This window comes from Streptomyces sp. NPDC006655 (assembly GCF_040703965.1).
Classification (GTDB): domain Bacteria; phylum Actinomycetota; class Actinomycetes; order Streptomycetales; family Streptomycetaceae; genus Streptomyces.
Window position 1 is genome coordinate 54,605 of record NZ_JBEYJU010000042.1, and the last position, 17,892, is coordinate 72,496.

The 17,892-nt window shown below is 67.6% G+C and carries 20 protein-coding genes and 1 pseudogene; 9 read left to right on the top strand and 12 right to left on the bottom strand.

Features of this window, described 5'->3' with window-relative positions; all coding sequences use genetic code 11:
• Positions 1-61: 61 nt before the first annotated feature.
• From AB0958_RS24145 to AB0958_RS24155, 3 genes are all read right to left on the bottom strand, one after another.
• Entirely contained in the window at positions 62-1,213 is a 1,152-nt protein-coding gene (locus tag AB0958_RS24145) for a site-specific integrase (protein WP_366892537.1), read from the bottom strand.
• A complete protein-coding gene (locus AB0958_RS24150) occupies positions 1,213-1,425 on the bottom strand; it encodes a helix-turn-helix domain-containing protein (RefSeq protein ID WP_366892538.1) in 213 nt (70 codons plus the stop codon). Before AB0958_RS24150 ends, AB0958_RS24145 begins: the two co-directional genes overlap by 1 nt.
• A 124-nt stretch (positions 1,426-1,549) precedes the next feature.
• Complete coding sequence (locus tag AB0958_RS24155; RefSeq protein ID WP_366892539.1) at positions 1,550-1,798, bottom strand: helix-turn-helix transcriptional regulator; 249 nt, start codon at positions 1,796-1,798, stop codon at positions 1,550-1,552.
• A gap of 509 nt (positions 1,799-2,307) precedes the next feature.
• Between AB0958_RS24155 and AB0958_RS24160 the strand changes: the two genes are divergently transcribed.
• From AB0958_RS24160 to AB0958_RS24175, 4 genes are all read left to right on the top strand, one after another.
• Positions 2,308-3,144 carry a helix-turn-helix domain-containing protein gene (locus AB0958_RS24160; RefSeq protein ID WP_366892540.1) on the top strand — a complete coding sequence of 279 codons (837 nt, stop codon included), beginning with the start codon at positions 2,308-2,310 and terminating at the stop codon, positions 3,142-3,144.
• Positions 3,145-3,151: 7 nt separating this feature from the next.
• Entirely contained in the window at positions 3,152-3,862 is a 711-nt protein-coding gene (locus AB0958_RS24165; RefSeq protein ID WP_366892541.1) for a hypothetical protein, read from the top strand.
• Between the two features lie 758 nt (positions 3,863-4,620).
• Complete coding sequence (gene mobC, locus AB0958_RS24170) at positions 4,621-5,061, top strand: plasmid mobilization relaxosome protein MobC (RefSeq protein WP_366892542.1); 441 nt, start codon at positions 4,621-4,623, stop codon at positions 5,059-5,061.
• Between the two features lie 3 nt (positions 5,062-5,064).
• Positions 5,065-6,753: a mobilization protein gene (locus AB0958_RS24175; protein WP_366892557.1), complete on the top strand. Its 1,689-nt coding sequence runs from the start codon at positions 5,065-5,067 to the stop codon at positions 6,751-6,753.
• On the opposite strand, the gene AB0958_RS24180 is transcribed toward AB0958_RS24175, so the two are convergent.
• Genes AB0958_RS24180 through AB0958_RS24195 form a run of 4 tightly spaced genes read right to left on the bottom strand, consistent with a single transcriptional unit; the run spans position 6,754 to position 9,791 of the window.
• Positions 6,754-7,308 carry a flavoprotein gene (locus AB0958_RS24180; protein ID WP_366892543.1) on the bottom strand — a complete coding sequence of 185 codons (555 nt, stop codon included), beginning with the start codon at positions 7,306-7,308 and terminating at the stop codon, positions 6,754-6,756. It abuts the gene before it with no gap.
• Positions 7,305-8,126 (bottom strand): WbqC family protein, encoded by an 822-nt coding sequence (locus AB0958_RS24185; RefSeq protein WP_366892544.1) that lies wholly within the window; start codon positions 8,124-8,126, stop codon positions 7,305-7,307. Before AB0958_RS24185 ends, AB0958_RS24180 begins: the two co-directional genes overlap by 4 nt.
• Positions 8,062-8,751: a YdcF family protein gene (locus AB0958_RS24190; RefSeq protein WP_358972080.1), complete on the bottom strand. Its 690-nt coding sequence runs from the start codon at positions 8,749-8,751 to the stop codon at positions 8,062-8,064. Before AB0958_RS24190 ends, AB0958_RS24185 begins: the two co-directional genes overlap by 65 nt.
• Positions 8,748-9,791 carry a hypothetical protein gene (locus AB0958_RS24195; RefSeq protein WP_358972083.1) on the bottom strand — a complete coding sequence of 348 codons (1,044 nt, stop codon included), beginning with the start codon at positions 9,789-9,791 and terminating at the stop codon, positions 8,748-8,750. Before AB0958_RS24195 ends, AB0958_RS24190 begins: the two co-directional genes overlap by 4 nt.
• A gap of 119 nt (positions 9,792-9,910) precedes the next feature.
• Here AB0958_RS24195 and AB0958_RS24200 point away from each other — a divergent pair, with 119 nt between their 5' ends.
• The 4 genes from AB0958_RS24200 to AB0958_RS24215 are packed head-to-tail and all read left to right on the top strand — an operon-like array spanning position 9,911 to position 12,279.
• Positions 9,911-10,327, top strand: a complete 417-nt coding sequence (locus AB0958_RS24200; protein WP_366892545.1) for a hypothetical protein — start codon at positions 9,911-9,913, stop codon at positions 10,325-10,327.
• Positions 10,328-10,359: 32 nt separating this feature from the next.
• Positions 10,360-10,755: a hypothetical protein gene (locus tag AB0958_RS24205; protein ID WP_358972088.1), complete on the top strand. Its 396-nt coding sequence runs from the start codon at positions 10,360-10,362 to the stop codon at positions 10,753-10,755.
• Between the two features lie 55 nt (positions 10,756-10,810).
• Entirely contained in the window at positions 10,811-11,932 is a 1,122-nt protein-coding gene (locus tag AB0958_RS24210; RefSeq protein ID WP_366892546.1) for a hypothetical protein, read from the top strand.
• The gene (locus AB0958_RS24215) at positions 11,929-12,279 is read left to right on the top strand and encodes an ASCH domain-containing protein (protein ID WP_358972093.1); all 351 of its coding nucleotides are present in this window, start codon (positions 11,929-11,931) and stop codon (positions 12,277-12,279) included. Before AB0958_RS24210 ends, AB0958_RS24215 begins: the two co-directional genes overlap by 4 nt.
• Before the next feature lie 158 nt (positions 12,280-12,437).
• On the opposite strand, the gene AB0958_RS24220 is transcribed toward AB0958_RS24215, so the two are convergent.
• The 5 genes and pseudogenes from AB0958_RS24220 to AB0958_RS24240 all read right to left on the bottom strand — a co-directional run bounded on the left by AB0958_RS24220 (position 12,438) and on the right by AB0958_RS24240 (position 17,084).
• Entirely contained in the window at positions 12,438-12,908 is a 471-nt protein-coding gene (locus tag AB0958_RS24220) for a hypothetical protein (RefSeq protein ID WP_366892547.1), read from the bottom strand.
• Between the two features lie 117 nt (positions 12,909-13,025).
• Entirely contained in the window at positions 13,026-14,036 is a 1,011-nt protein-coding gene (locus AB0958_RS24225; protein ID WP_358972098.1) for a hypothetical protein, read from the bottom strand.
• Positions 14,037-14,929: 893 nt separating this feature from the next.
• Positions 14,930-15,184 carry a hypothetical protein gene (locus AB0958_RS24230; RefSeq protein ID WP_366892548.1) on the bottom strand — a complete coding sequence of 85 codons (255 nt, stop codon included), beginning with the start codon at positions 15,182-15,184 and terminating at the stop codon, positions 14,930-14,932.
• Positions 15,185-16,106: 922 nt separating this feature from the next.
• A pseudogene (locus AB0958_RS24235) lies at positions 16,107-16,303 on the bottom strand (GNAT family N-acetyltransferase); the annotation flags it as partial.
• A gap of 67 nt (positions 16,304-16,370) precedes the next feature.
• A complete protein-coding gene (locus AB0958_RS24240) occupies positions 16,371-17,084 on the bottom strand; it encodes a helix-turn-helix domain-containing protein (RefSeq protein WP_366892549.1) in 714 nt (237 codons plus the stop codon).
• Positions 17,085-17,213: 129 nt separating this feature from the next.
• Here AB0958_RS24240 and AB0958_RS24245 point away from each other — a divergent pair, with 129 nt between their 5' ends.
• On the top strand, positions 17,214-17,888 hold the full coding sequence (locus AB0958_RS24245; RefSeq protein ID WP_366892550.1) for an SDR family NAD(P)-dependent oxidoreductase: 675 nt from the start codon (positions 17,214-17,216) through the stop codon (positions 17,886-17,888).
• Positions 17,889-17,892 lie beyond the last annotated feature (4 nt).

The following is a 17,892-nucleotide window of genomic DNA, read 5'->3' on the forward strand; positions in this document are numbered from 1 at the left end:
TCCCAACACGGCTTCGGGCGTAGCGAAACCCAGTCGGTTTTCGCTTCGCCCGCCCGGGCCTTCACGCTTCTGCGGCCGGCCATTCCTCGGTCTGCGCCTGACGGAGTTGCAGCCGCACCTCAGCATCGATGCCCCGAGCGAGCTTCCGCTGGTGCTTAGCCGTGGAGTGCTGGTAGATCAGCTGGGCGCGCTCCGAGGACTGGCCGGCGCGGACCATGAGGTCCTTCAGCTTGGCGCCGGTGTCGGCGGCCAGGGTGTTGCCGGTGTGGCGGAGGTCGTAGAAGCGGAAGTTCTCCGGCATCCCGACCTTGGTCCTGGCCTTGCGCCACTTGCGGCCGAAGGTCGAACGGCGGAACGGGGCGCCCTTCTCGCCGACGAAGAGGAGACCGTCCGGGCCCTTCTCGGCGAACCACTGGAGGTGCCGGCGCAGCTCCGGGAGCAGGAACTCGGGGAGGTGGACGGTGCGCTTGCCCGCCCTGGTCTTGGGGTCGCCGGTGACGCGCCTGCCGTTGGTCAGCTCGGGGGAGGCGAGCGTGATCCGCAGGGAGCATTCGTCGAGATCGACACTGCGACGGCGCAATTCGGCCAGCTCCTCCGGGCGGAGGGAGGCGAAGGCGCCGAGCAGGACCATCAGGCGCCAGCGTGGCCCCATGGCGTCGGCGAGGTCGAAGACCTGCTCGATGGTGGCGGTGGGGCGCTCGTCTGCCTCCTCCTTGCCGGCGCCCTTGATGCGGCACGGGTTGCTGCGGAGGAGGTCGTCGTCGACCGCCGTCTGCAGGATCGCCTTCAGGAGCCGGTATGACTTGGCGACCGTGGTCGCGCCGGTGGCCTTCAGCCGTTCGGCTCGCCACGTGCGGACCGCGGGCGGGGTGACGTCGTCCAGGTCCATGCCGCCGAAGGTCGGCAGGACGTGGAGGCGGAGCAGGCCGTCGTAGCGGTCAACGGTGGTGGGGGCCAGACCGCGCTCCTCCATCCAACGGAGCGCGTACTTCTCGAAGTTCACCGCGCCGGCGTCGGGGTCGCGCCAGACGCTGCGCTCGATGTCGGCGCGAACGAGGTTGAGCCACTCCTGGGCGTCCGTCTTGGTGTCGAACGTCTCCGGCGCGGTGTACCGCTGTCCGTTCGGGCCGATGTAGCGGGCCTGCCACCTGCCGGACGGAAGCTTGCGCGTCGTGCCGAACTCGCGTCGCCGCTGCGGCTTGCGACCTGCCATCAAGCCGCCTTCCCGTAGCGGACACGGACACGGCGGACCGGCTCGACGGTGCGCGCCTCGACGTACTCGGCGATCGCACTCTCGGGGATGCGGACCGGGCGGCCGATCTTGACGTAGCGGATACGGCGTTCGGCGATGAGGCGGCGGACGAAGCGCTCGCCTGTGCCGAGAAGCTCGCCGGCCTCGGCGGCGGTGAGGAGGCGGTCAGCCATGGGCGGTCACCTCCGGTGCGGTGCGGTGCAAGTCGTTGAGGGCAGGAGGCATTGCGAGGTCGTGCAAGGGCGGTGGGTCCTTTGCTCGGCGAGGCGCGCGGTTCGGGGCAGGCAGGGTCCGGTCCTAGGCGGCGTGACTGCCTTGGAGGAGGGCGAGCGGCGAGACACGGAGGGCCTGGGCGAGGGCGACGAGGTCGTCGATGTCGCGGGCGCGTTCGATGCGGGACAGCATCGTGTTGGACATCGGGCGGCCTAGGGCGGTGACGCGGGCGGCCAGCTCGCGTTGGGCGAGACCGCGTTCGGTGCGGAGGATTTCGATGGTGCGGGCGGTCCGTATTCCGGCCGGACCGATTTCCAGGGATCGTGCTGCCATGGCTCCAATTGATAACCCTCATTCGCCGGTTTGGTAAACCGGCGATCGTCGGCTATGTTGCGCCCGGTCGTGCGACCGGGAGTTGCTGCTGGGCGGAGTTTCTGGTTGTCCGGTGGGCGATGACTGAGATCGCCAGTCAGGTGCTCTGACGTGGGATGATGTGTTGTAGCTTGCGCTTCGGTGAAGGTCAACAGCTTCCCGATGTGATCCTTCTGGCTCGACCTCGTGGGCAACTTTTTTGTCAACGGCCAATCCGGGATTACCATTTTTGGTGCGCCTCGGAGTGCCTCATAGTTCGTGTTCGCCGTCAGCTGTCTGATTCCTCGACGGAATGCTGGACTTCTCCGGCGTTGATGTGGCTGTCTTGGCTAGGCGAAGCCACCAGCCCCCTGCCTGGCGCAGGGCCTCTGCCCCGTCGGGGCGAGGCTGCATCGCCCCCTCTCCCTCCCCGCGCACCGCCCCACAAGGGTCCGTGCGCCCGCCCGCCCTGATCTAGGAGCCGCCGCCCCATGAGCTACGACGCCCGCGAATGGGTGTGGGACCACAGCCGCAGCAAGGGCACCGCCCGCATGGTGCTCGCGCTGATCGCCGACCGCTGCCTCGACGGGCGCTGCATCGCCTACGCCTCCGTGCCCACCCTCATGAAGCGGGCCAACGCATCCCGTACCGCCGTGCGTGACGCCCTGGACAAGCTGGCCGCCAGCGGCGAGCTGGTGCAGCTAGCCGATCGCAAAGGACCGCGCGGAGAGACGTACTACCACCTCCCGAACGCCACCCGATTCCTCGCCGAACAGGCCGCCGGAGGCGACCAGGACCCAGTCCTGACGGGGGACCGGAATCCGATCCTGGAGGGGGCGGATTCCGACTCTGCCAGCCCGCTTGAAGGGGGACCGGAATCCGGCCCAGGGGCACACAATCCGGCCCTGCGGGGGGACGGATTCCGACCCGGAGCAGGACCGGAATCCGTCCCCCAGAACGGTAGAGAACCGAAGGTGAACGGTAAGAGCAGCAGCTCTGCCCCGCTCATCACCGCCGACCAGTGGCAGATCGACGACGACGCTCGGGCGTGGCTCCAGCACCACGGTCACCGCGACCGCCTCGGCGAGCCGGCCCTGCAAGCCGCCCACGAAAAGTGGCGCACCTACCGAGCCACATACCCGCCTCGCACCGCAGCCGCCTGGGCCGCCGACTGGCGCACCTGGATCGCCCGCGAGCACACCCCCACCCCAGGCCGCCCGCACCTCTACGCCTTGCCCGGACCCACCGCGACCCCCGGCATGACGCGCTCCGAGGCCCACATGGCTGCCCTGCTCGCCGCCCTCGACAACCGAACCGGAACGGAGTGATCCGCCCTTGGACCGACGCGAAGTCGCCGCCGTCCTCGCCTACACCGGGCGCCTGGACCCCCGCACCATCCGCACTGGCACGGGCGAGGTCGGTGACCAGATCGCCCAGTGGCAGGAGCTGCTCGGCGACGTGCCCTTCGCCACCGAACACGGCTGGGACGTCCGCGAGGCGATCCGTGCCCACGTCCTCGACTCGCCCTACCCGATCCTGCCCGTGGACGTCGCCCGCAGATGGCGGGCCCACCGACGCGACCGCCTCGACCGGCACACCGACCCCACTCCGGCGGCCGACCCGGACGATCCGGTCGCCTGGCGAGCCGAGTTGCTCCATGGGCGGCACGCCGTCGCCGCAGGACTGGCTGCCCCTTCCACGCACCGGCAGATCAACCGGGGTGTCCCGTCCCGCCATGTCGAGGATCGCCTGCGCGAGGTCGGGTCGTGCATCCCGCCGGCCGTTCGTTCCGAGCTGGCCCACTACCGTCCGACCCGAGCCGCCCGCGAGGCAGCGGTCGACCACGGCGCACCCGACGCTCTCGGCGTCCGGTGCGAGTGGTGCCACGCAGACGCAGGCGCCCCCTGCCGCCAACGGCGAGTGGGACCGGACGGCGCTGCCAGGAGCAACACCGTACGTGCGACACCGCACCCGTCGCGTATCGACCTGGCTGGGGCCAGGACGGACGGCCAACTACTTGACCCGCCGCCTCTCCCTTCGCCGTAGCTGCGTAGCGCTGCGACCGCAGGGTCCCTGACCAGCTCGTACGCGTTGGACGAGGAGGCGTCGGCCAGCATCTTGGGGACCGTGCCTCAGCGGCCGAGCGTGCGACGGCCGGGGACCGAGCGTCGGTCCCCCGACGGTCCCCGTGGGCGTCTCTTGGCGGACCGTCGAAATGCGCGGGGACCGTCGCGACGCCGACTGGCGACCGACGGGGACCGGTCCCCGTGAAAGTGCAGCTCAGAGGGTGCTTCAGGTCGGTCCCCGCGAGCGTCCCGACGACGGGGACCGACATGTCGGGGACCGGGACCGTGCAGTGGAACGGGACGGTCCCCGTGACGACGTGTCAGGGGGCCGTCCCCGATGAACGTCGACTCCCGGTCCCCGAAACGTTTGGGGACCGAGAACCGCATCACCGCGGGGACTGGTCACGCTGCTCTCCGTACGGCCACCGCTCGCTACTCGGCCGCCACGCCTAAACGGCCCATTCCGAATCGCATCCCACGACAACCGAGCTGCTCGGCCGCCGCACCCAGCTGCCATCAGCGTCCGTCCCAGAAGCCCAGCTCCCATACCGAATACGTCCCGGAGGACCGCACATGCATGACCGACAACAGGAGCACCCCGCCGTCAGCCAGGAGGCGACCACAACACCGTCCTCGGCCGCAGCAAGTTGTCCGGTAAGGAGTCCTTACCGGGCCTCCGCCCCAGGGGAGACGGAGGCAGCCGGCGCCGAGGGGGCGCCGGGGGTGTTCGGCCCGGGGGTGCCGAACGAGACACGGGGCTTCAAACCGCCGTCGAACAAGCGTCAGCGCCCCGCACCGCGTCGCCGCCTGCGTGACAAGAAGCTGCGCGAGCGCCGCGTACACCCCCGTTACAACGACGACGAGTTCGCCCTCGTCCAGAACGCCGCCGCCTTGAGCCGCATGTCACCCGGCGGCTACGTCGCCGAGTGCGCGCTCGCTGCTGTCCGCGCCGAGGACCCCACCGCCGCCGTCGCCGACTACCGCGCCTTGGTAGAGGTCCTGATGGCCGCCAACGGACAGCTCGGCAAGATCGGAAGCAACCTCAATCAGCTCAGCCGCCACCTGCACCAGGACGGGGCCTGGCCCCACCCCGACACCGTCCAACGACTCCTTGAGCGCGTCGAGGCGTCCATCGCCGACCTGGATACCGCCGTCGCCCAGATCACAGAGGGACGCTGAGCTCTGATCCCGAAGATCATCCTCGGCAAGGGGCCACACGCCGTACGCCGGACGATCGGCTACCTCTTCGGCAAGGGCAGGGCCAATGAGCACATCGACCCGCACCTGGTGGCTTCCTGGAACGACTTCGCCCCTGACCCCGGCCGCAGCCCCCATCGCGACCCGAAGAAAGTGGAGAACCAGCTCGCCGCACAGCTTGACCAGCCCGTGCAGATGCTTGGCGACAAGGCCCCGAGGCACACCGTGTGGCACTGCCCCGTCCGCGCCGCCCCCGAGGACCCGATCCTCACTGACGCCCAGTGGGCGGACATCGCCCGTCGGATCGTGGGCGCCGCCGGCATCGCCCCCGAAGGGGACGAGGAAGCGTGCCGCTGGGTGGCCGTCCGCCACGCCGACGATCACATCCACATCGCCGCCACCCTTGTGCGCCAGGACGGCCGGCGTCCCCGCCGCGATCACGACCAGCGTGCAGTTCAGCGCGAATGCCGCCGGATCGAAGTCGACTATGGGCTGCGGCAATTGAAGCCAGGCGACGGAACTGCCGCCAAGCGGCCCACCAGCAAGGAGCACTTCAAGGCCAAGCGCCTGGGGCAGGACACCGCGTCCCGTGACGTCCTGCGCCAGCGAGTCCGCCGCGCCGTCGCCGCCGCGGCCGACGAGGCCGAGTTCTTCGCCCTGCTGGAGGCGACGGGTGTGGCCGTGCGTCTCAAGCCCGGCCAGTCCGGCGACGCGCTCGGCTGCAACTTCGCCCTGCCCGGCGACACCAACGACAAGGGTGAGCCGGTGTTCTACTCGGGCTCCACGCTCGCCCCCGACCTCTCCCTCCCCAGGATCCGGAAGCGCCTCGCCACCACCAGCCCCGAACCGGTCCGCATCCGGCCGGGCAACCCGTGGCACCAGGCCACCGCTGCCGTCGAGCGCATTCCCCGCCACCTCACGAACGGGGACGATCGCACGGCACAAGGACAGCTTGTCGCGCTCGGTGCCGCCCTGGATCTACTGCCCGCCACCGCACCGGCCGTGCTCAAGGCCGAACTGGAACAGGCCGCAGCCGCCTTCGAGCGTGCCACCCGCTCCCGGATCGCCGCCGACCTCGACAGCGCCCGCGTCCTGCGTCGCAGTGTCCAGGTGATCTGGCGCGACCGGCCCCAGGACAGGGACGGCGCAGGGTTCGCGATGCTCCTGGACGTCACGCTCACCGCCGTGGCCTTCGCGATGCACTGGCACCGCACCCGTCGGCACGCCCAGCAGGAGGCAGCGGCGGAGCAGGCCCTTCTTCATCTCCGGGGCGCGTATGCGCTGGTCGCCGAGCCGGTCCTGACGGGCCTCGCACGGCGCTCGCCCGGGCTGCAGACCAGGCGTCGCTTCGCACACCACCTCCGGGAGGCGATACCGGAACACGCCGAGCGCATCCTCGACGACCCCGCCTGGGACGCACTCGCCACTGTGCTCGCCGAGGCGGAGGCTGCGGGGCACAACGCGGCCACCGTCATCGACCAGGCGCTCGGCGAGCGCGCCCTCGACGACGCACGCAGCCCGGCACGCGCACTGACCTGGCGCGTCCGCCGACTCGGCGAGCGCCACGCGCCCGGTCCACGAGCCGAAGCAGTCAAGGCGCGCACTGGCACGCCACGCCCCGCTCGTCCCACCCCTCCCGTCCCACCTTCGCTGCAGCCGACACGGCGGCGCTGATCAAGCGGGAGCGGACAGCTTCGGAGCGAGCAGATCCAGCGCCTCCTCCCAGCGGAAGCGGTCCGCCCCGCCCCCGGCCTTCGGACGGTGCGGCTCGTACGAACCGATCAGCACGCCCATCTCACGCAGTCCGTCCAGGCTGCGGCCGTACGCGGGGTGGGCGGCCTGAGCCGAGTTCACGTACGGCAGGACGGCTGCTGGGATACCCATGCCGTACGCCTCGCAGAGGATGCCCAGGGCCAGGGTGTCGGAGATGCCGTTGGCCCATTTGTTGATCGTGTTGAAGGTGGCCGGCGCGACGGCGATGGCGTCCGCCGGCGGGAGGGGGCGGGCCTCGCCGGGTGTGCGCCAGGCCGAGCGGATCGGGTAGCCGGTCTGGGCCTGGATCGCCTCGGCGTTGAGGAGGCCGAGTCCCTGAGGTGTGGCGACGACGCCGACGTCCCAGTGCCGTTCCTGTGCTGCGGTGATCAGTTTGCCGACGTCTCCGGCGATGCCGCAGCCGCAGACGACGACGTAGAGGAAGGGCTTCTTCTGCGGGGCGGTCGGTTCGGTCACGTATGGGCTCCAGGACGGTGAGTGTCTCGATGCACTGCCAGTTGGTTCGCGAGTTCCCGAGGCCCGATCTTGCTGAGGGCCCAGAGGCTACTGATTCGCCGGGATCGGTGCCAGAGCGGGTCGTTCGTATTCACAGGGGTGTGGAAGAACAGCACGGGGATGCCTGCGGCGTCGAAAGGACGCGCGTCGAGGTAACGCAGACCGCCGGTGCCGCACAGGTAGCCGGTGCTGCCGGTGGCTGCGGCCAGGTCGGCAAGGCGGTCGGACCGGCCTGGGCGGGCCGAGATCTGGCTGCTGTCGATCACTTCGCCTGACCAGCCGAGTGCGGTGAGCAGGGCCGTCGTCGACATCTTCGCGAGGTCGGCTACGTGGTCGGAGACATCGAACGCGTCCGAGACCGCGCCAAGTACCTCGGACACCGCATCCCAGTGGGCGCTGCGACCGTAAAACTGGCGCACGAGCAGTTCGACTCTCCGTCGAGCCCGACGCTGATCGACCAACCGTGCCTGTCGGATCAGCGTTGGGCGTCCATGAGGAAGGTGAACAGGGAGGGTGAGCCACTGTTGCCGCGCAGGGTCGTCCAGGGCGGCCAGCCGGGCTCGATGTTGGTAGTCGCGCCGGGCGAACTGCACGTCGTCCAGGACGATCCAGCGGTCGGCGGCGAAGAGCTTCGCCAACGTGGACAGCCGTGGGAACAGGTTCGGCTGATGGATCGCGCAGACCCCTCCCGGCGGCGGGCCGGCGCAGGGTGGCTCAGTCGCTGATGAGGCGGCTGTCGAAGCCGGCGCCCAGGAGGCGCTCGTAGGCGTCATGAACATCCCCTGGTACGTCCTGCTCGACGGCGAAGCCGAGCTTCGGGTACTCGATCACCCGCTGCAGGTCACCGACGAGCATGTCGACAACGAGCTTCTCGTCGCCGATGGACTTGATGTAGTCGTCCAGTTCCAGTGGCTCGGAGGCGCACACGACCTCCACCTCGGGCCACAGCTTTCGGCAGGTCGCGTAGGAGCGGCGCTCCATGTACGGCTTGGAGATCAGCAGCAGTGAGTCGACCGTGACGCCGGCCGCGGTCAGCAGCTCACGGGAGAGGGTGATGTTCTGGCCGGTGTTCGCTGCCTTCGCCTCGACCAGGATCGCCTCGTCCGGCACGCCCAGGCTCAGCGCGTGCTCGCGGTAGTGGACGGCTTCGCCGCGCGGGAAGCGGGCTCGGGTGGTGGGGCTGTTGCCGCCGCTGAAGACGAGGACCGGGAAGAGACCGGCGCCGTAGAGGTCCGCGGCCGTGGTGGCCACTCCGAGGTCGTGGCTGCCGAGGCCGATCGCCGCCGAGCAGGGCCGCGGCTCGTGTCCCATCTGGTGGTAGTTCCAGATCAGCGTCGCGTCGTGGAGCTGCTCGTCGGTGATCTGGCGTTGCTCGTGCTCCGGCACTGGCACTCCCTGGCTCATCCTTGCTGGCCCTTTCGGATGCCCTCGATGCTGCGCAGCTGGTGGCTCAGCCCATACTGTTGGGCCACCTGTGCCGCCTGGTCGAGGACGGACAGCCCATCATTCCGGGTCGCTGCATCCGACAGAAGGATGTGCCCGTACGCGGTGTCCACCCGCACCCGCTGCATAGGGGAGTCGACCGTGCCGGTGGTGCGTGCGATGTCGATGCAGTGCAGGGCCTGGGTCAGGTTGCCTGCGCCGCGATGGGCCAGGGCCAGTTTCTGGTGGGCGACCGACCAGTCCTCCGGCTCGCCGAGTTCCTCGAACTCGCGGGTGGCGGCTGTCATGACCGTGGTGGCGTAGACGTTGTTGCCCTCCTTGCTCAGGGCCGTCCCGATCCACAGGCGTGCCCGGGCCCGGTCACGCCTGCTGAGGCGCTCGTCTGCGGCGAGTTGCTCGTACCAGCGGGCGGACGCGTCGAGCTGACCCGACATCTCCTGTACGACGGCGAGGGACAGCTCGATCTGGGCCAGACGACGGGGGATGTCGAGTTCGGAGAACATGCCGCGCGCGGTCAGGTAGGACTGGCGTGCGGATAGTGGACCGACGATCGCCCCTTGGTCACGCTGCACATCACCGAGGAGCACGAGGGAACGGCCGTACAAGTAGAGGCCCTTGTCATCGAGTTCGTGCGGGTCGTGGCCGCCCAGCCAGCGGTTCAGCAGGGTCGAGGCGAAGGGGAAGTCCTGGCGGCTGACGCAGACCACGGCGCGTTCTATGTCCTCGGTCCAGGTCTCGTAGTCCGCCGGCCGTGCGGCCTTCCGCTCAGGGAACAGCAGCGCTTCGAAGCGAGCATGGGCGCCGGTGTCCGCGCGGGACAGCGCGGTGTCGAGAATGGCCTGTGTATCCGGCCGGGGCTGGGTCTGCGTGCCGAGGCTTTCCCACTTGGCCACGGTGCGCAGTGCGACACCGAGGTGCTCGGCGAAGGCGCGGGTGCTCATGCGCAGGGCGGCGCGCAAGGCACTCGCCTCCCGACCAGTCCACTGCTGCACGCTGACCACGGACGACCTCCCTCTGTCACGTATGGAAGCACTCTCAGTGATGGCCCGGGGCGCGAAGTGCAACGGAAGTGCAACAGCAGGTCATTTCGAGGCCGTACGCAGCGGCCGACGCTGTGGTCATGGACGACGAACTCATCACCGAACGCCGCCCCGTCGCCTTCCCGCAGGTCTTCGGCTACCTGCGGCACATCACCGGTGGCCTGCCTCGCCATGCGGCACTCGTAGACTGCCTCACCGAATACTGCCGTCGGCACGAACTGACCCTCGGCGGCGTCTTCACCGACCGCGACACCACGGTGGCCATCCGCTCAGCCGCTTTCGTCGGGCTGGTCGATGCTCTCCAACTGCCCGACATTTTCGGCGCGGTGGTCCCCGCCCTCAGCCATCTCGGCCCCAAAGGCGTCGGTGTCGAGCGAAGGCGGCAGATAACAGCTACAGGCACCCGCCTGCTCGTGGTTCGATCCTTCACGTCGACGAGGGGTTCCGAAACATCCCCGGGCACAGGCGCCGGCGTCCGGCCACGGGGGACCACATGACGTCCGTTCGTGACGCACTGCGACGTGCGCCCATGGTCGAAGATGCGCCCGGACTGCGTCTGCTGAAGGTCGGCGACGGCTGGGATCTGGTGCGAACCTCCGCCGAGGTCGGCCTCCTGGTCCTCGCCCACCTGCGGGCGACCGGCGCCCCGATCGGTCCGGTGCTCTACGACAGGACCAACGGCCGTCTGTACTACGCCATCGCTACGGGCACCGCAGGACACTGGCACGAACTGCCGGTACGGCACCTCTCTGCCAACTCATGGCTCGTCGCTCCCGGTCTGGAGATCCTCGACGGTTGGTTCGGCGGCTGGTGCGAGCTACCCGACGACGACACCCTGACCGATGCCGCCGCCCTGCGCACCGCCCTCCTGCACCCGTACGTCATCGCAGCCGCCGAAGAGGGACACTCCGGTGCCTTCCACTAGCGGCCGGCACCCGGCAGCACCCCCGGCCTTCCACCTCGACAGCGAGGGGACACCCGTGACGACCCACCCCGTCTCACCGAACACCGTCCTCGCCAACGCCCTTCTCCGCACCGAGGACGTCCTGACCCCACGCATCCTGGCCAGCCCATCCACGCGGATCGTGCTGGTCGTCGGCACCCAGATCAACGGCACCCCACACATCGGCACCTCACTGGTCCAGTCACTCACCTTCGCCATGGCAGCACGGCTACGCGACCGCTTCGGCATCCCCGTCGAGGTCGTCTTCAGCGCCCTCGACAAAGCCCCGTACGAGTTGGCCACCGACCCGGCCAGCGGCCACACCTACCAGCGCGCCTACGCCCAGACCCTCGGTGCGGAGGCGCTTACCGATCTCGTGGCCGCCCTCTACCAACCCCTGTTCACCGCCCTGTCCCGGCGCCTGGGTATCCCGCATCGAGTGGAGACCTACAGCCAACAGCAGGCCGGCGAGCGCTTCCGCCGCACCTGGCTGCGGCTGCTCCCTCGCCTCGACGCCGCCCGCTGGTGGCTGGCTCCGTCCACCGGCACACCCCACATACGGGTCCCCTGCCCGCACCCCGGCTGCGGCTGGGCCGAGAAGCACGCCGAACGAACCCGCGTCCACCTCACCGACCGCGAGGCGGCCGACATCGAGGCCGTCTGTCTCCACCACGGCCCTTACCGCACCACCATCACACCCATCACCGGTGGCTACCTCGACCTGGCCACCCTCTACCGCAACCTTGTCAAAGAACTCGCCCTCACCAACGAAAAGGCCGACGGAACCCTGCACGTCATGGTCAAAGGCGGCGACTGGGTCTTCGGCTCCCTACTCGTTGACGAGGCGCTCCAAGCCGTCGGCCTCACCCGCGCCCAGCTCCCCGCCCGTCTCTTCTGCCCGCAGGTCGTCACCGACACCGGCGCGAAACTCTCCAAATCCCTCATCCGCGAAGGCCGTGCCCCCTTGCCCGAGGGCGCCGCCGACTGGATGCTCGACACCCGGCAGTGGCCTGGCACCGTGGCCGAGTACGCCGACCAGCTCCTGGCCATCACCGAGACACTGCTGTCCGACCCCCGTCACTTCTTCCGCTCTTACACGGCCGCCGAGATCAACCGCATGATGACCGCCCAAGACCCCCGGAGCCTTCCCGCCCCATGAGTAGCACCTCCCGCGTCCGCGAACTCAACCTCTACCGCCAGTACTTCGAGCTCGTCGCAGCGGGCACCAAGACCATCGAGGTCCGGGTCAGGTATCCCCACTTGGTCGGTCTTTCGGCCGGCGACGTCATCTGCTTCCGCATCAAGGGAACGGACGAGATGTGCGAGGTCGAGGTAAAGCGGGTCACCGAATACCCCGACTTCGAGGCTCTCCTTGACGGTGAAGGTGCCTCCACCGTCAACCCCACGGCCACCCGCGACGAGCAACTCGCCAACATTCGGGCCATCTACCCACCCGAGAAAGAGGCCCTCGGCGCTCTCGCAATCGAGATCCAACTTCTCGGCTGATAAATCGGCGTCGACTGAGGATTTGCTCAGCTACGGCGAAAAATCGGAGTGTACGCGACCGCTGAGTTCCACGCCCAAACGGTCAGGTTGCGGGTCATCGCCACGACCGGACTGTCTCGGCCATGCGCAGCTCTCGCAGAGTGAGGCTACGGGGCTGGCTATCTGTTGCTTCTTTTTCGACCTGCGAACCCATTGAGATCCGGGCTCACATCATTGATCTCGACATACGCCGAGTATAGGCGCGGAATGAGAAAAATGAATATCACGAGGACGTAGGAGCTAATTGCTGCGGAAAGGGCTGCCCAGAATCCGTACAGATGGCCTTCTTTGGTTACGCTGACATTCATTCCGATGACTAGCGAGGCCACGTCAAATGCGCAAAGGAGGGAACCTGTAAGGAGGTGGGCAGCCGTCTCGTCGAGCATTCCCTTTTCTACTTCGTAGCGGCTCGCCTCGGAAGTTCCGACCCACTCTTTGATCTTGAGTCTCAGAGTAGACAGATGGGTAAAAGCACTCAGCATTCCGCCAGCCAGTAGCGCGACGCCAGTCAGTAGCGCCCCGGGAGTGGAAAGGTGCCCCTTCTTTATCCACATGAGCAGGAAGATAGTTATTGGAATGAAGGGGGCCATCCGTGCAAAGAAATCAGGTCGGGGAGGCGTGTATCTGCCGTCTGTCAAACCCTTCCAGTGACCGCGCAGGACTGGGATGAAGTTGAACCGACTAAACAACTCACGCCTCCCCCTCTGTTAGGAGACGGGCCAGTCGATGCCTACCTTCGCGGCAGGCTGGAGCCCCAGTGCCGTCTCTCTTACCGCAGCATAGAACCTGGGTGTGACAGGCGACTGGTCCTCTGACAGGCGGTATGTGAACACGTCCGCCATCTGTGTGGGCTTCACGCGCTTGACCTGGCCATCAGGGTCTTCGATCTGCACCCATCCATCGTCAAGCTCCATGTCCACAATCTGTGGACCTACGATTGCCGCCAACTGTCGAGCGCCCTGCTCGTTGGTGATGCCGGCTTCTTTGATACCTTCCGCTCGTTTACTGCCCCGATACCAACCCTGCACAATTTTGACGGCCTGTTCCATTCGTCCTGAAACGGCAAGGGAAGCAGTTATTTCCACATCCTTGACGGCGCGCGTTCTGCCAGCAGTAATAGCATGGCGCACCAGCACTAGAGTCTGGGCTTGTCCTTCACGAATCATCTCCGCGAGGCGATTTTCATCAGCTAGGGGGGATACAGATATCCGCCACCAGGCACCTTCGTTATTTCCTTCTGTAGCCTCATCGCGGGATTTCTTGGTCATCCACCGGATGAGTTGCGATACAGGGCAGGATCGGCCAATTGACTCTACGGCCAGGATGCCGGTGTCACCTTCCTCCGGGAAGGCTAGAATTACACGAAAGAGGTTGCTGGCAGCCTTGTCCTTGATGTCGGTGTCGCTTCCTGTGGCGTCCCCAATCGCCATCTCGTGGCTGCCAAACTTTCCAGCCCAAACCCTGGCTCGGATGGTGTTGTCGACCGTGTAGACCTCATCGACGCGTAGCGCCGGCTTGCCAAACGTTCCTCCTTCCTCAACCTCGGCCTGACCGTCATCTGTGGGATCACCAACTGCCGTGCCAATGGAAAGAATCTTCAGGAGGGACTCGGCTATCTCCTGGTACGACTCTCCGTTGCAGTCGGAGAGGTCCAGCGGGGTTCGCTTGAAACCTCGAAAGACCTGGAAGGCGAAAAGGCGGTAGCCGTAGGAGGTCATGTCCGTTCCTGTGATCGCAGTACTGCTTACTCGAAGCTGAATGGCCGTCAGTCAGGTTACGCCCCAAATGATGGCGCCCTTCAGGGAGGTGCGACACTGAGTGCCGCATGTTTGGGTGGAATCCTGCATTCCTAGCATCGGAAGATCAATAGAGGTCCGTTCGTGTCACAGAGTGTCAATCTCCGCGCGTATACCTTTCGCGCTCTGTGAGGAACGTCTCGCGATGTGGATGGGTACGGTGATGTGTTGCGTTGCGCGCTCAGGCTGCCTTGACGGCGGTGATCATTCGTCGTGCCCGTGGAGAGGGTGTCCTGGCGGCAGAGGCTGTGGGCACTGGCGGTCACGAGCTTCCGCATGGTCGGGGAACACGGCACCACAGAGACCACCCGCACGGCCTAATCCACGCCCGCAGCCGTCGTCGTCAAAGACGGCACGGAGGGTTCGACTCAGGCACCGGTTCGGGCTCCCGGACAGCACACGATCCCGTAGTCCTGCGGCTAGGAGCGACGATGAGCACCCCGGAACCCTGCCCGACCCCAATGGCCCATGAGTCCTCCCACGGCGACTCGGCGGAAACACCCGCCTGCTGCCCATCGCCCGGTGGGCGGACCGGGCTCACACTCGTGCCCGCCTCGGCCCTGCCGTGCAACGCGTTCGCCGGTGTCGGCCTCTCCTGCGATTGCGACGGTCACGAGTCCGAAGCCCATCACTCGGATTCGTCGCCGATCGCCCTCTCGGACCGGCCCGGGAGCCGCATCGAGCTCAACAGCAGACTGGTCTGCTGGGATGCAGAACCAGGCCACCCCACGGAATTCGAGGTCGTGGTGGACCTTGGAGCGGAACTGCTGGAGTTTCAGACCCCGGCCGCCGTCCGCGAGGCACGGACCCAGTTGTCACACTTGACCTCCAGACTCGACCGACTGGTCGACCAACTGACCGTCCTGCAGAACGAACAACTCCGTCATGCCGTAGCCGACCCGGAGACTGAACTGGGTCGGTTGCTGGCCGAGCACGGCATCCGCGTACTGGTGGCAGACGGCCCGAACGCCGACGCCCTGGACGAACCGCTCCTGGCCGAACTCGGAAAGGACGCTCACGACACTCTTCTCCTGCCGCCAGGTGCTCGATTGCCCGACATCCTCGAACACGTCCGTGCGGCCATCCCTCAGCGCGAGGCCAACCGTGCGGCGGGGCGCCCCGCTTGGGCCGAGAACACAGCCGCCACCACGTCTGTTCCGCACGGTAGTGGCGTACAGCTGACGACCAGGTGGCGTCGGCAACCGCGATGAGTTTCAGGCTCTCACCAGTGAGAACTGAAGACCGCCGATGCACGAAGCAGGGCATCAGTCGATCTGTGTGCTCGTGCAATGGCACATCTCCGACCAGGGCTCGCCTACCGAGGCCGGCAGCCCATCACTGCCGAGAAAGCTCTCCCTGGCCGCTGCGTCGACGGCGTGCCCATAGCGTGCCCTTAAGAACGGACAACCACGGTCATCAGCGGTACGATCCCGGGCCCTCTAGCACCGTCGAGAGCCGCATAACCCCAGGCCAGAAGCTATCCGCCTCCCCAAGCGCCGTCGCTTCCCAAGCTGAGAGCGCGAGTTCGATTCTCGTCACCCGCTCCATGATGAAACCCCAGGTCGGCGGCCTGGGGTTTGTTTGTTGTCTAGTCCAATTTGGGGGGCGTGCCCTCCGCGTGCCACGAGTTGAGACCAGGACGCCACCTCAGGGGCATTCGGCGGCCACTTTGGGTAACTCGAACCTCGGGAGTCCCAAACGGCGAGACGCATTTCGAGTGATCTGCGTCGCCATCAAGAACTGCGTCTGCGAAGTCGCTCACGCAAAGCCGCCGTTCACGGCAGCTACGTGCAGAACCACGGCGCGCGACGCCCGGCCCGGAGCCGAGGCGGCCGTTCTCAGCTCGCAGGAGACCGCGCTTGGCAGTGCTCGGCTTCGGCCTCTCCGTACTCGCCGAGTTCGCGACTCTGGTACGGCAGTTGGCCTCGGCGCACCTGTGCGGGATGAGTGAAACCTGTCGCCGCACTGGGTGGCCCTACCCGACGGGGCCGGTCACATGGGGAGCGAGAACAGCCGCACCGGCCCTGAGGGCCGGCGGGCGTCGTCACGCAGGGGTGTCACCATGGTCCGCAGTGGCATGGTCACCAGGCGGCCTTCGGGTTGTTCGACGGGTACGGCCTTGTCGATCGTGTGCCATCCAAGGTGCGGGTGTCCTGCGCCACGAGCGGAGGCCGGCAGAACAGGAGCGCGCTGAGGGCAGCAGCTCGCGGAACTTCGGCCGCTGGAGCGGATGGAGGCGGCCCACCGGTCGCTGGTTCAGCGTCGCTTTCCGGCCTCGGGGGTGGTGACGTCCTGGCTGGCGCGGCGCATGGCCTCGTACAGCGCAGCGTCTTCCGGCGGGTCCGGCAGCTGTCCGCGGGCCGGGGCCTGGAAGGACTGGATCATCCATGCCACCAGGCGGCGCCAGGCGTCCGGGGCGGCGTCGCCGGTGACGCTGAGGACTCCGGCGTTGGCCATCAGCAGCAGCACGAGGTCACGGCTGGTGAAGTCCTCGCGCAGTTGCCCGCTGTGCTTGGCGCGGCCGATGAGTTCGAGGAAGCCCTCGTACGCCCGGGCGTGGTACTGCTCCAGTTCCGGGACGCCGGGGAAACTCATGGTCAGGACGTCGGCGAAGCCGCGGTCAGCGGCCTGCATCGCGCAGACCTCCTGGATGTAGCCGGTGAAGCCGTTCCACGGGTCGGGGTCGGCCAGGGCTGCGTCGGTGGCCTGGGCGTACGCCTTCATGCGGTCGGCGAAGACCGCGGCGACGAGATCTTCCTTGCGAGGGAAGTGGCGGAAGAGGGTGGCGATCCCCACCCCGGTCTCCCGCGCGACCGAGGCCATTGACGCGTTCAGCCCGTCGCGCCCGAAGACCGTGCGCGCGGCGGCAATGATCCGCCCCCGGTTGCGCTCCGCGTCACTGCGCCTGGACTGACCTGCGGAAACGGCCGTGCCAGCGGCGGCGTCGGTGTGGGGGTCTCGGGGGCTCATACCGATCAGACTAGCAAATCGGAATGCCTTATCCAGTTCCCGTGTTACGGTGGACAGTGAAACGGATAGGGCCTTCCGGGAAGAAAACGGATAGCCCTTTCCGACTCTGCTTCCGCGAAAGGCCCACTCATGCCCACCATCGCCATCGTCGGCGCCGGCCCCCAGCTCGGCCTCGCCATTGCCCGCACCTACGGCACTCACGGCTACGACGTCGCACTGATCGCCCGCAACCGGACCAAGCTCGAAGATCTGGCCGGGGAGCTGGCCGCCGAGGGCATCAGCGCCGCCGCGTTCCCCGCCGACGTCCTTGACCGCGCAGCGCTCACTCAGGCACTCAAGGGCGCGGCTGCACGCTTCGGCGGCATCGACGTCTTGGAGTACTCCCCGGTCGGCGGCCTCCAGACCGTCATGACCACCCCGGCCGCCACCGAACCGGCCGACGTGCAGCACGAGATGGACTTCCAGCTGTACGGAGCGATCGCCGCCACCCGGGCGGTGCTGCCCGCCATGCGTGAGGTCGGTGCGGGCACCCTGCTGTTCACCACCGGCGCCGGCTCCGTCGACCCCGTGCCGCAGGTCGCCAACGTCAACGCCGCCGCCGCGGCGCTGCGCAACTGGGTGATCAACCTGCACAAGGAGCTGGACGGCACTGGCGTCCAGGCCGCGCACGTCGCCATCAACGTGTCGATCGGCACGCCGGCGGTCCCCGGATTCCCGACCGCCCAGCCCGAGGAGATCTCCCCCGTCTACTGGGACCTGCACACCACCGAGCGCGACCAGGCCGAACTCGTCTTCAGCCTCTGACGCC